The 12,490-nt window shown below is 57.5% G+C and carries 13 protein-coding genes and 1 pseudogene; 12 read left to right on the forward strand and 2 right to left on the reverse strand.

The genetic code is table 11. The annotated features are described in order from the left end of the window. Positions 1-74 precede the first annotated feature (74 nt). A complete protein-coding gene (locus tag AO277_RS15270; RefSeq protein ID WP_044318286.1) occupies positions 75-968 on the forward strand; it encodes an AraC family transcriptional regulator in 894 nt (297 codons plus the stop codon). A 47-nt stretch (positions 969-1,015) separates the two neighbouring features. Here the strand turns inward: AO277_RS15270 and AO277_RS15275 are convergent, their stop codons facing one another. Further along, a complete protein-coding gene (locus AO277_RS15275; protein ID WP_044318287.1) occupies positions 1,016-2,671 on the reverse strand; it encodes an electron transfer flavoprotein-ubiquinone oxidoreductase in 1,656 nt (551 codons plus the stop codon). Positions 2,672-3,194: 523 nt separating this feature from the next. Between AO277_RS15275 and AO277_RS15280 the strand changes: the two genes are divergently transcribed. The 9 genes and pseudogenes from AO277_RS15280 to AO277_RS15320 form a co-directional block, all read left to right on the forward strand. Continuing rightward, positions 3,195-3,944, forward strand: coding sequence for an electron transfer flavoprotein subunit beta/FixA family protein (locus tag AO277_RS15280; RefSeq protein ID WP_005617248.1), 750 nt, complete (start codon positions 3,195-3,197; stop codon positions 3,942-3,944). After that, positions 3,945-4,874: an electron transfer flavoprotein subunit alpha/FixB family protein gene (locus AO277_RS15285; protein ID WP_002552967.1), complete on the forward strand. Its 930-nt coding sequence runs from the start codon at positions 3,945-3,947 to the stop codon at positions 4,872-4,874. It abuts the gene before it with no gap. 119 nt (positions 4,875-4,993) lie between these two features. Continuing rightward, on the forward strand, positions 4,994-5,821 hold the full coding sequence (locus AO277_RS15290; protein ID WP_031594912.1) for a substrate-binding periplasmic protein: 828 nt from the start codon (positions 4,994-4,996) through the stop codon (positions 5,819-5,821). A gap of 10 nt (positions 5,822-5,831) precedes the next feature. Further along, positions 5,832-6,185, forward strand: a complete 354-nt coding sequence (locus AO277_RS15295; RefSeq protein ID WP_004658957.1) for a DUF4398 domain-containing protein — start codon at positions 5,832-5,834, stop codon at positions 6,183-6,185. Then, the gene (locus AO277_RS15300) at positions 6,182-6,997 is read left to right on the forward strand and encodes an OmpA family protein (protein ID WP_044318288.1); all 816 of its coding nucleotides are present in this window, start codon (positions 6,182-6,184) and stop codon (positions 6,995-6,997) included. Before AO277_RS15295 ends, AO277_RS15300 begins: the two co-directional genes overlap by 4 nt. A 217-nt stretch (positions 6,998-7,214) precedes the next feature. After that, complete coding sequence (locus AO277_RS15305) at positions 7,215-8,654, forward strand: aminotransferase-like domain-containing protein (protein ID WP_002552970.1); 1,440 nt, start codon at positions 7,215-7,217, stop codon at positions 8,652-8,654. A 116-nt stretch (positions 8,655-8,770) separates the two neighbouring features. Continuing rightward, the gene (locus tag AO277_RS15310) at positions 8,771-9,412 is read left to right on the forward strand and encodes a translation initiation factor 2 (RefSeq protein ID WP_080544340.1); all 642 of its coding nucleotides are present in this window, start codon (positions 8,771-8,773) and stop codon (positions 9,410-9,412) included. A gap of 94 nt (positions 9,413-9,506) precedes the next feature. Next, the gene (locus tag AO277_RS15315; RefSeq protein ID WP_004664678.1) at positions 9,507-9,764 is read left to right on the forward strand and encodes a YkgJ family cysteine cluster protein; all 258 of its coding nucleotides are present in this window, start codon (positions 9,507-9,509) and stop codon (positions 9,762-9,764) included. 57 nt (positions 9,765-9,821) lie between these two features. Beyond that, positions 9,822-10,022 (forward strand): annotated as a pseudogene (locus AO277_RS15320) (START domain-containing protein); the annotation flags it as partial. A 78-nt stretch (positions 10,023-10,100) separates the two neighbouring features. On the opposite strand, the gene gltA reads toward AO277_RS15320, so the two are convergent. Beyond that, positions 10,101-11,390, reverse strand: coding sequence for a citrate synthase (gene gltA / locus AO277_RS15325; protein WP_002552974.1), 1,290 nt, complete (start codon positions 11,388-11,390; stop codon positions 10,101-10,103). A 362-nt stretch (positions 11,391-11,752) separates the two neighbouring features. Here gltA and sdhC point away from each other — a divergent pair, with 362 nt between their 5' ends. Together sdhC and sdhD are read left to right on the forward strand one after the other, a co-directional pair. Continuing rightward, entirely contained in the window at positions 11,753-12,127 is a 375-nt protein-coding gene (gene sdhC / locus AO277_RS15330; RefSeq protein ID WP_044318289.1) for a succinate dehydrogenase, cytochrome b556 subunit, read from the forward strand. Then, complete coding sequence (gene sdhD, locus AO277_RS15335) at positions 12,121-12,489, forward strand: succinate dehydrogenase, hydrophobic membrane anchor protein (protein WP_044318290.1); 369 nt, start codon at positions 12,121-12,123, stop codon at positions 12,487-12,489. Before sdhC ends, sdhD begins: the two co-directional genes overlap by 7 nt. The last annotated feature ends 1 nt before the right edge of the window (position 12,490 follow it).

Below are 12,490 nucleotides of genomic sequence, written 5' to 3' on the forward strand. Positions count from 1 at the left end.
TGGCGTTTCAGGGTCGGCTATGAAGCGCAAATCTGCGATGATAGAGCTGTCTGTTTCTCTGTCAGGCTGTTCCCATGACGTTACCTGTTGTTATTGATGGCAATGCCACGCTTGTCTCCTTGATCCAGCCGCTGGCAGTGCGTCCCGGCTTTGTGGCGACGCATTTGCCCGAGGTTCGCGTGCTTTCGGCGTTCGGCTATGTCGCCAGCAGCCCGCAGATTTACGAGCCGAGCCTGATGATTGTCGTGCAAGGCAGCAAGGTCGCCTGCCTGGGGCCGCGTACGTTTGAGTATGGCACCGGGCATTACCTGATTCAGGCGCTTTCTGTGCCGTTCAAATGCGAGACCTTCGCCACCCCGGACAAGCCGCTGTATGGCGTATCGGTAGCCATTGACCGCGTACTGCTTGGCGAGTTGGTGCAAGCGATGGGCCCGGCCAGCGGCCAGGAAAGCCAGGAGCAGACCCCGGAGTCGATGACCTCGGTACGCATCGACTCTGCGATGCGTGACAGCGTCGAACGCCTGCTGCGTTGCCTGCACGATCCGTTGGAGTGTCAGGCGATGGGGCAATCAAGGATTCGCGAGGTGTTATACACCGCGCTGCGTGGACCGCAATCAGGTGTATTGCGTGCGCTGGTCGAGCAGCAGGGGCAATTCGCACGGATTGCCTCGGCGGTGACCTATCTGCATGAGCACTATGATCACGCGCTGAATGTCGACACGCTGGCCAGTTGCGCAAACATGAGTACCTCGACCTTTCACGAGCACTTCAAACGCAGCACCCTTTTGTCACCGGTGCAGTACCTGAAACGTCTGCGGCTGCTCAAGGCTCAGCAACTGCTGGTGGCCGACGGGCTGAATGTGTCGCAGGTCGCGCTCAGGGTCGGCTATCAAAGTGCGTCGCAGTTCAGCCGTGAATACAAGCGCTACTTTGAACGCAGTCCGGGAGAAGAGGGCTGTAGGGTTTAGCGGCAAGCTACAAGCGGCAAGATCAGAGCCTGTAGCTTGCCGCCGCCTTACATGTTCGGGTATGTCGGCCCGCCAGCGCCTTCCGGTGCAACCCAGGTAATGTTCTGCGAAGGGTCCTTGATGTCGCAGGTCTTGCAGTGCACGCAGTTCTGCGCGTTGATCTGAAAGCGCTTTTCGCCATCTTCTTTAGTGATGACTTCATACACGCCAGCCGGGCAATAGCGCTGTGCCGGTTCGTCGTACAGCGGCAGGTTCTTGCTGATCGGGATGCTCGGGTCGGTCAGCTTCAGATGGCAGGGTTGTTCCTCTTCATGGTTGGTGCTGGAGAGGAATACCGAACTGAGCTTGTCGAAGCTGAGCTTGCCGTCGGGTTTCGGGTAATCGATTTTCTTTGAGTCCGCTGCCAGCTTGAGGCAGGCGTAGTCCGGCGTAGTGTCGTGCAGCGTGAACGGCAGCTTGCCACCGAAAATGTTCTGATCGATGAAGTTGAAGGCGCCACCCTTGATCGCGCCGTATTTGTGGATCGCCACGCCAAAGTTGCGGCTGGCGAATAGCTCTGCATGCAGCCAGCTGGCCTTGAAGGCATCGACGTAGGAGGTCAGCACGTCGCCGCCTTCCTTGCCGGCGAACAGGGCATCTGCCACCGAATCGGCTGCGAGCATGCCGGACTTCATTGCCGTGTGGCTGCCCTTGATCTTGGCGAAGTTCAGGGTGCCCAGGTCGCAACCGATCAACGCGCCGCCAGGGAATACCACCTTCGGCAGCGAGTTCAGGCCGCCCTTGGCAATGGCGCGTGCGCCGTAGCTGATGCGTTTGCCGCCTTCAAGGTACTGCTTGATGACCGGGTGGTGCTTGTAGCGCTGGAATTCGTCGAACGGCGACAGGTACGGGTTGCTGTATGACAGGTCGACGATCAGGCCGACTACCACCTGATTGTTCTCCAGGTGGTACAGGAACGAGCCGCCCGGATTGGCATCGTCCAGCGGCCAGCCTGCGGTGTGCACCACCAGGCCCTGTTCATGTTTGGCCGGGTCGACTTCCCAGATTTCCTTCAGGCCGATGGCGTAATGCTGTACATCGGCTTCGTCATCGAGATTGAAGCGCTTGAGCAATTGCTTGCCGATGTGACCGCGGCAGCCTTCGGCGAACAGCGTGTACTTGGCGCGCAGTTCCATGCCGGGGGTGTACAGGCCTTCCTTGGGGTTGCCTTCGCGGTCGACACCCAGATCGCCGGTGACGATACCGCGCACCACGCCGTTTTCGTCGAACAGTGCTTCCTGAGCGGCAAAGCCCGGGTAGATTTCCACACCAAGGTTTTCAGCCTGCTGGGCGAGCCAGCGGCACAGATTGCCCAGGGATATGATGTAGTTGCCCTGGTTGTGCATGGTCTTGGGGACGAAAAAGTCCGGAATTTTCTGTGCCTTTTCGGCGTCGCGCAGGACGTAGATGTCATCACGCTTGACGGGTGTATTGAGCGGAGCGCCCAATTCCTGCCAGTTTGGAAACAGCTCGTTCAGTGCGCGCGGTTCAAACACGGCACCGGACAGAATGTGTGCGCCGACTTCGGAGCCTTTTTCCACCACGCAGACGCTGATTTCCTGCCCGGCTTCAGCGGCCTTCTGTTTAAGGCGGCAAGCGGCAGAAAGCCCGGAAGGGCCGGCTCCGACGATGACGACGTCGAATTCCATGTATTCGCGTTCCACAGGCTATCTCCTACGTTCAATGCTCACGGTATTTTTATGGGCGCTGCTTTATGAGTCGCTGCAGGCCGACGCAGGAGGTGTTGGGCACCACCCGTCTTTTAATTAATGGCACGCATTATATCTACACCACTGCATGGGTCCAATACAAACGTTTGTTTGAATTGCCCGCAGCCCAGATAAATCAAAGACACCAGACTCGGAACTGGCCGATTTGGCGTATTGACCGGAAAAGGCGTTGCGGTCAATATACGGGCGGTTTTGCGTTTGCCGTAGGCTGAAACGAGGCACCTGCGTTGCAGGAAGTCTCTCAAAAGGCATCAGGCGGACGCGGTGCAGGCAACAGGTCAACGTCGCACGGCGCATTTTACACACCCTGCCGCTGCTTGACGGGTGACTCCCGGCTTTTATATGGCTTTTTAAAGTCGCCCGGACGGCCTGCACGCATTGCGATTGCTTGTTGAGGACACATATCGATCGTCTGGCATCGCCAGGCGACTTCTTTTCACCGGAGAGTGAGGAATCCATGAAGGTTCTTGTAGCTGTCAAACGAGTGGTCGACTACAACGTCAAGGTTCGCGTCAAGGCGGACAACTCCGGCGTCGATCTTGCCAACGTCAAAATGTCCATGAACCCGTTCTGCGAAATCGCTGTTGAAGAAGCGGTGCGCTTGAAAGAGAAGGGCGTGGCAACGGAAATCGTGGTCGTCACCATTGGTCCGACCACTGCTCAGGAGCAACTGCGTACTGCGCTGGCGCTGGGTGCAGACCGTGCCGTGCTGGTCGAGTCTGCCGAAGAACTGACCTCTCTGGCCGTGGCCAAGCTGCTCAAGGCAGTGGTCGACAAGGAGCAGCCACAACTGGTTATCCTTGGTAAACAGGCTATCGACAGTGACAACAACCAGACTGGCCAGATGCTGGCCGCACTGAGCGGCTACCCGCAAGGTACGTTCGCCTCCAAGGTTGAAGTCTCCGGTGACAAGGTTGCCGTGACCCGTGAGATCGACGGCGGTCTGCAGACTGTTTCCCTGAGCCTGCCAGCCATCGTGACCACGGACCTGCGTCTGAACGAGCCACGCTACGCTTCGCTGCCCAACATCATGAAAGCCAAGAAAAAGCCGCTTGAAGTGCTGACCCCGGATGCACTGGGCGTTTCCACGGCATCGACCAACAAGACCCTCAAGGTTGAAGCACCGGCTGCACGCAGCGCGGGCATCAAGGTCAAATCGGTGGCTGAACTGGTCGAGAAACTGAAAAACGAAGCGAAGGTAATCTAAATGACGATCCTGGTTATCGCTGAACACGACAATGCGACCGTAGCCCCGGCTACGCTCAATACCCTGGCTGCCGCGCAGAAGATCGGCGGTGACATCCACTTGCTGGTTGCCGGTTCAGGCGTAAGTGCCGTTGCCGACGCCGCCGCCAAAATTGCCGGCGTGGCGAAAGTGCTGGTGGCCGACAACGCTGCCTATGCACATCAATTGCCTGAAAACGTTGCGCCCCTGGTCGTAGAGCTGGTTGCGGGCCATAGTCACGTTCTGGCCGCTGCAACCTCCAACGGCAAGAACGTCCTGCCTCGCGTTGCTGCGCAGCTGGATGTCGACCAGATATCCGAGATCGTTTCGGTGGTCTCGGCCGACACCTTCACCCGCCCGATCTACGCCGGTAACGCCATTGCCACCGTGCAGTCCACTGCCGCGATCAAGGTCATCACCGTGCGTGCCACCGGTTTCGATCCGGTCGCTGCCGAGGGTGGTTCGGCTTCTATCGAAGCGGTTTCGGCTGCTCACGATGCGGGCAAGTCCAGCTTCGTTGGCGAAGAACTGGCCAAATCCGATCGTCCAGAACTGACAGCGGCCAAGATCGTCGTATCCGGCGGTCGTGGCATGCAGAACGGCGACAACTTCAAGCACCTGTACACGCTGGCCGACAAACTCGGTGCTGCAGTGGGTGCTTCCCGTGCTGCGGTCGATGCCGGTTTTGTGCCCAACGACATGCAGGTCGGCCAGACCGGCAAGATCGTTGCGCCTCAGCTGTATATTGCTGTCGGTATTTCCGGTGCCATTCAGCATCTGGCCGGCATGAAAGACTCCAAGGTGATCGTTGCGATCAACAAGGATGAGGAAGCTCCGATCTTCCAGGTGGCCGATTACGGGCTGGTGGCTGATTTGTTCGAAGCCATTCCCGAGCTGGAGAAGCTGGTTTAAGCCACGCGCTTCCACTATAAAGAGAACCCGTTCCGTTCGGGGTTTGTGTGCCGGCAGATTGTTTGCGGTACATAGCCCCGGATCGAGCGGGTTTTTTATCGGGTATCAAAGGACTTTTCATGGTGCATCCCCGGCTGCTGTCTTCGCTTTTTCTCGGGCTGGTCATGCTGCCGACGCTTTCATTCGCGGCAGGCAAGTGCGAGCGTCTGATTGTGACCGGCAGTCCGGACGCGCCGCCTTATTTATGGCGTGACCCTCAGGATCCACGCCATCTGATGGGTGCCAATGCCGATCTGCTCACACAGGCAGCAGGTGAGCTGGGTATCAAGGTCGAGTTCCTGTACGGCGGCAAACGCAGTCAGGCACTTGAAGAGGTGCGCACCGGACGCATGGATCTGTTGGCGGACGCGCCGTTCAATGCAGCGCAACTTGAGTCGCTTGATTACATTCACCCGCCGATCGTGCAGAACGACATCATGGTGTGGACGCGCCACGATCACAGCGTACCGTTCAATACCCTGGATGAGCTGCACGACCATCCTGGCGCCATGTCGGAAAAGACCCGATTGACGCCTTCATTCGAGGCTGCGGCCAAGCAGCATTTGAGCCTGACACGCCTGCCAGGCCTGACCCCGGCTTTTCAGAAGCTGGCGCTGGGTGAGGTGGATTACGTGCTTGCCGGTCGTTACGCCGGGATGGTCATGGTGCAGACGCTGGGTCTTTCTGCAGACCTGGCTGCGCAACCCTTGCCGGTCGATACACCCGGGTTTTATCTGGCGTTGTCGTTCAATTCGGCCTGCAACGAACCATGGTTGCGCGGACAACTGGCGAAAAAGATGACAGAATCGGCCGCCTCCGGCCTTGCGGGTGATGTCATCAGGCACAACCTGGAGTTGTGGAAAGCCCAACTGTTGCAACCTGCCAGCGCCAGCGCACCAGACAAGTAGGGATGTTTTTGTGAGTATTCGTTTTTCAATCGCCGTCATGGCCATCGCCACGCTGGCTGGCTGTGCCAGCGACCCGCTACCGACCGAGCAGTTCAAGCTGACCGAGCAGGCGCTGGAACAGGCCAAAGCTGTTGGTGCGGGTGATGATCAGCCCGAGATGGAAGTCGCTCTGGCCCGCTTTGCCGAAGCTCGCGCCTCCATGGCGACCCACGCCTACAAGGACGCACGCATGAAAGCCGAGCAGGCCGAGCTGGATGCCCGGCTGGCAGAGGCCCGAGTGCTCACCCTCAAGAGTCAGGAGCAGGTCAATCAGTTGAATACCCGCCTCAACCGGTTACGCAAGCAACTGGGAGAGGCACAATGAACCGTCTTCCGCGTGTATTGAGTTTGTGCCTGTTGCTGGGTTCGGCTGGCCTTTACGGGTGTGCCGGTCATCAGGACAGCGGGCAGGCCTTGCAGCAGGCCAGTGCCGACTTCCAGAAGGTCAAGGAAGATACCGATGTGTTGCGCAGCGCGCCCAAGGATGTCATTCGCGCTGGCGAATCTCTGGCTCGCGCCGAGCGTCTGTCCAGTTACTTGGGGAGCGGTGCCGATGTCGCTCACTATGCCTACCTCAGCAGCCGCTACAGCGAGATCGCGCGTGAGCACAGCAATTTGATGCTGAGCCAGGAGCGCCTGGCGAAAATGGACATGGAGCGCCAGCGTCTGCAATTGGCGCTGCGTGAGGCCAAGCTGGCCAGCGCCCAGCAGCAGGGGCGTTGGCTGGAAGATCAGATCCTCAGTCTGGCAACCACCGAGACCGATCGCGGGCTGGTCATGACGTTGGGAGATGTGCTGTTCGACGCCGGCCACGCCGAGCTGAAAAGCTCGGCCAGTCGCACCATTCTCAAGGTTGTGCAGTTTTTGCAGATCAATCCGCGTCGAGTGGTCCGGATCGAGGGCTACACCGACAGCACAGGTGATCATCAGGAGAATCTGAAGCTGTCGAAGGATCGTGCACAAGCAGTCGCAGACGTTCTGATGGACCTGGGTGTCGATGAAAAACGTATACATGTCGAGGGCTATGGTCAGCAGTTCCCGGTGAACGCTAACGCCTCCGAGCGCGGGCGCGCGCAAAATCGCCGTGTGGAAATTGTTTTTTCCGATGAAAAAGGTCAGTTAGGCGCAGCGCGCTGATAAAAACTTTTCAAAAAGCCCGACGCCGGAAACGGCCTCGGGCTTTTTTGGCTTTAAAGGCTTTGCACATGGCGTTTTCAGCCGCGTTTATTTTCGTGCAGCGGTCGTGACCGCTGGCTTGAACGTAAACTGTTCCCGTACACTTCTGGACTGTGCCGGTTATTCCGTATCTGTATTTTTAAAAACAATAAATCACCGGTCTTTTCGAGGCTGTGTCATGACCAATCTTTTGCTCTATCAGCGTATCGCCCAGCAGCTTGCCGAAGATATTCGTCGTGGGGTGTATCAACCCGGTGAGCGTGTGCCTTCGGTTCGCAAGATGAGTTCGCAGCTCAATGTCAGCCATGCGACGGTATTGCAGGCTTATGCGAACCTTGAAGATCAAGGGTTGATCCGGGCGCGTCCTCAGTCCGGCTACTATGTTCATCAAACCCCGGCACTTACGGCTTCGACCCCGGATATCGCGCGGGTCGAGCGGCCTGGTCTGGTCACGCGCAGCAGTATCATCCAGCAAGTGCTCGAGGAATCCCGACGCGAGGGCGTGTTTGCTCTGGGCGCCGCTGTGCCTCATGTGGACTACCTGCCGGTGCGCGCGCTGCATCAGCAATTAGCGAAAGTGACGCGTTTTCACAGCCCGCGGGCCTTCAGCTATATGTTCAGCCCGGGTTTCGAGCCGCTGCGCAGGCAGGTCGCCATCCGTATGCGCGACGCCGGCGTGGTGGTCGATCCGTCCGAGGTGGTGATCACTCACGGGTGCGTGGATGCACTGCAGATGACTCTTCGCGTGCTGACCCGGCCGGGTGACCTGATTGCTGCCGAGTCGCCTGCTTATTACGGGTTGTTGCAACTTGCCGACCTATTGGGCTTGAAAGTCATCGAAATCCCCAGCGACCCGGCCACCGGCATCAGTCTGGAGGCCTTGCAACTGGCGGCCAATCAATGGTCAATCAAAGCATTGGTACTGACTTCACGCCTGAGCAACCCACTGGGCGGCACCATGCCGGAGGAGCGGCAGAAGAACCTGCTGCGTCTGGCCTCGGACTTCGATATTCAAGTGGTTGAAGACGATGTCTACGGTGAGTTGATGTTCGAAGTCGGGAGGACCAAGGCGCTCAAGGCGTTCGATCGGCTGGGGAGGGTGATTTACTGTTCCAGCTTTTCCAAGACGCTGTCGCCCGGTGTACGCATCGGCTGGATCATCGCTGGCAAATACCAGGCAGAAATTCAACGTCTGCAGACTTTCAGCACGCATTCTGCATGCAGTGTTACGCAGATGGCGGTCGCCGCATACCTCGAAAACGGCGGTTACGATCGGCACTTACGTTTCATTCGCCTGGAATACCGCAAGAATCTCAGCGCCTTCCAATTGGCGGTGCAGCAGTTCTTTCCTGAGGGCACTCAGATGAGTCGCCCTGCGGGTGGGTTCATTCTGTGGGTTAGCCTGCCGGGCCGGGTCAATACTCAGGAGCTGCATGTTCGTGCGCTGGAGCAGGGTATCAGTATCGCGCCGGGGTTGATCTTCAGTAATACCGAGCAGTTCAATCATTGCATTCGCCTCAACTGCGGGATGCCTTGGAACAAAGAGGCTGAGCGGGCACTGATGACGCTGGGTATTCTGGCCAAGCAGTTGTGTCAGGAGGCGGTACATGTGTACTGAGTTGTAAAGATTTTTTGTCAATTGTTTTGAACTCTTGGCTTGTCAGGTTGGCCTCAAAAGCACAGCATGTGTTTCTTTTCCGGCTATTTGCCACTGTCTTGCCTGACTTTTTGCCTATGAATGTTTTTCGCTGTCTGGGATTGCTTGTCGTCGTGCTTCTGAGTGGTTGTGATGCTCAGGATCCTCCTGTGCCCAAGCCTAAAACCGAGGCGGTTATTACGGCTCCGGTCTCGCCTGAAGTGCACTTGAAGACCGAGGCTCCTGTGGAGGCGGTGGCGACGGATGCAAAACAGATAAAGGCACCCGATACCATGCATCAGTTGATGCCAGGTGTCCCGGTGGTGCCGGTAGTGGTGGGCAAGGAAAAATCACAACCATCAGCGCCTCCGGTGGCCAAGGCGGCAGTTTCTGAAAAGTCGCCTTCGAAAGTAGCGGCGGCCAAGGCGCCTGTCAGCAAGCGCAAGAACGCCAAAGACGCCAAAACGGCCAGTGCCAAGGATGTGCGCATCAAGTCGCCAAAGCTCGACCTGAGTTTGCCGCCCGAGCTTGTCAAGGAGCTGGACCCGCCCGCCAATGTGATTACCAGCAAGCGCAAGCCGATATTGCCGCAGATGTTCAGCGACAAGGGGGCTTCGGCCAACCCCGGCCCCTTTGAGCTTGAAGGTCGATTGCTGACCAACGAAATGCAATTGCAGATGCGCAACGAAAACCGTCGCGATGTCGAAGGTGCTGCGCTGGATTTCAAATTCAAGCAGTAAGCCCTGCCTATCGTCCGATACGGCGTTTTCAAACAGACGTTTTGACGGTTAATATTCTTCCTCTTTTTCTATTTTTCAGTAAGGGTGTCTGGCCATGGACTGCCGTTCCGATTGTGGTGCGTGCTGCATAGCGCCTTCCATCACGTCTCCCATACCCGGCATGCCCGATGGAAAACCGGCAGGTGAGCGATGCCTGCACTTGTCGGTCGAGCTTCTGTGCGCCTTGTTCGGCAGGCCCGAGCGCCCTGCGGTATGCAGTCAGTTCAAGGCGGCGGAAGATGTCTGCGGAGTCGATCAGGCGGATGCCATTCGCCTTATTGGCTGGTGGGAAAAAGCTACAGCAGTTGCATGAAAGGGCGGTTTTTGGGCGCTAGTGCTTTGTCGGAACTTCAAAACAAGGAATAAAACAATGAGTCCGCTGTATCGCATCGCTGTTGCTTGTGGTTTGACTGTAATGCTTGCCGGAACGGCGCAGGCTGACGACTGGAAAGTGGTCAAGAACGAGGATGGCATCAAGGTTTCGTTGAGTGATGTGCCTGGGTCCGATTACAAGGCCTATCAGGGCATTGCGCCGTTCAATACGCTGAAAGCGCTCAGAGAGCGGGCTGCGCAGACGCAATAATCTGCAGTACGCAGTACGCACAAAAAAGGGCTGCCAGTGGCAGCCCTTTGTTTTTGCGTGTAACGCTTACTTGCGGTCTTGCAGGGCGACGATATCGCGTTGCACGTTGCCGGTGTAGAGCTGGCGAGGGCGACCGATCTTGTAAGGGCTGGAGAGCATTTCTTTCCAGTGCGAAATCCAGCCGACGGTCCGCGCCAGAGCGAAGATTACGGTGAACATGCTGGTCGGAATGCCGATGGCCTTGAGGATGATGCCTGAGTAGAAGTCGACGTTCGGGTACAGCGAGCGCTCGATGAAGTACGGGTCGGTCAGGGCGATCTCTTCGAGGCGCATGGCCAGTTCGAGCTGAGGATCGTTGGTGATACCCAGTTCCTTGAGCACTTCGTCGCAGGTCTGCTTCATCACGGTGGCACGCGGGTCACGGTTCTTGTAGACGCGGTGGCCGAAGCCCATGAGCTTGAACGGGTCGTTCTTGTCCTTGGCCTTGGCGATGAACTTGTCGATGTTCGACACGTCACCGATTTCATCCAGCATGGTCAGTACCGCTTCGTTGGCGCCGCCGTGGGCCGGGCCCCATAGCGCGGCGATGCCGGCAGCGATACAGGCAAACGGGTTGGCGCCCGAAGAGCCTGCCATGCGGACGGTGGATGTCGAGGCGTTCTGCTCGTGATCGGCGTGAAGGATGAAGATCTTGTCCATCGCCTTGGCCAGCACCGGGCTGATCGGTTTGATCTCGCACGGGGTGTTGAACATCATGTGCAGGAAGTTTTCGGCGTAGCTGAGGTCGTTGCGCGGGTACATCATGGGCTGGCCCATGGAGTACTTGTAGACCATCGCTGCCAGGGTCGGCATCTTGGCCACCAGGCGTACAGCGGAAATCTCGCGGTGCTGCGGGTTATTGATGTCCAGCGAGTCGTGGTAGAACGCTGACAGGGCACCGACTACGCCGCACATGACGGCCATCGGGTGGGCGTCGCGACGAAAGCCGTTGAAGAAGGTCTTGAGTTGCTCGTGAACCATCGTGTGGTTCTTGACCACGGCCACGAACTGGGCTTTCTGTTCGGCGGTCGGCAGTTCGCCGTTGAGCAGCAGGTAGCAGGTTTCGAGGTAATCGGACTGCTCGGCCAGTTGTTCGATCGGGTAGCCGCGGTGCAGCAGAATGCCATTGTCACCATCAATGTAGGTGATCTTCGAATCGCAAGAGGCCGTGGACATGAAGCCAGGGTCAAATGTGAAGCGGCCGGTGGCGGTCAGGCCGCGTACGTCGATCACGTCCGGACCCACTGTACCGGTCAGAATTGGCAGCTCGACGGGAGCAGCGCCCTCGATGATCAACTGCGCTTTTTTGTCAGCCATGTGGCCTCCTATTTATGCTTCAAATCATCAGACAGGCCCCCCACGCAGGGCCCGCATCACTATAGTGAGATAAATTCTAAAGTCAATTTGCCTAAAGTCGTGTTCCGCAAGGGCTCGCTGTGGATTTTTTCAAGCTGTTTCCTGCCGTTTACGCCTTTTGTCCCGGCAACGCAATGCGCCATTGGCGGTAAGTCTGCGCGTTGTCATTAGTAACCTAACTGTCTATACTCGGCGTCCGACCGCCAAAGGCTTTTTGGCCTGTTTCAAGGGGGTCGTCACTTCCTGGGTGGTGGGTACCTGACCAGTGCACTTCCCAACAACTTGCCCTGATTGCTAGGGGCTCTTCAGTGTGAAAAAAAGCCGTGAATAGCCAACGACCTGTAAATCTAGACCTAAGGACCATCAAGCTCCCAGTCACCGCTTACACGTCCATCCTTCACCGCATCTCCGGTGTCATCCTCTTTGTCGGTATTGCAATCATGCTGTATGCAATGGACAAGTCGCTGGCGTCCGAAGAAGGGTTCGGTGAAGTCAAGGCGTGTCTGACCAGCCCGCTGGCCAAGCTGATCATCTGGGGGCTTTTGTCTGCCCTGCTGTATCACATGGTGGCCGGTATCCGTCACCTCATCATGGACTCCGGGGTAGGCGAGACGCTCGAAGGCGGCAAGCTGGGCTCCAAAATCGTTATCGCGGTTTCCGTGATACTGATTCTTCTGGCAGGAGTATGGATATGGTAACCAACGTCACCAACCTTTCGCGTTCGGGCCTCTATGACTGGATGGCCCAGCGTGTTTCTGCGGTCGTGCTCGCGGCTTATTTCATATTCCTGATCGGATACATGGTCTTTCATCCGGGTCTGAGCTACGCCCAATGGCATGATCTGTTCGCACACAGCGGGATGCGTATCTTCAGTCTGCTCGCCCTCGTTGCCCTTGGCGCTCACGCCTGGGTCGGCATGTGGACCATTGCGACCGACTACCTGACGCCAATGGCGCTGGGCAAGTCCGCCACTGCAGTACGTTTTCTGTTTCAGGCGGTATGCGGCGTTCTGATGTTCGCCTACTTCGTCTGGGGCGTGCAGATTCTTTGGGGTATCTGAT

This window comes from Pseudomonas amygdali (assembly GCF_002699855.1).
Taxonomy (GTDB): Bacteria; Pseudomonadota; Gammaproteobacteria; order Pseudomonadales; family Pseudomonadaceae; genus Aquipseudomonas; species Aquipseudomonas amygdali.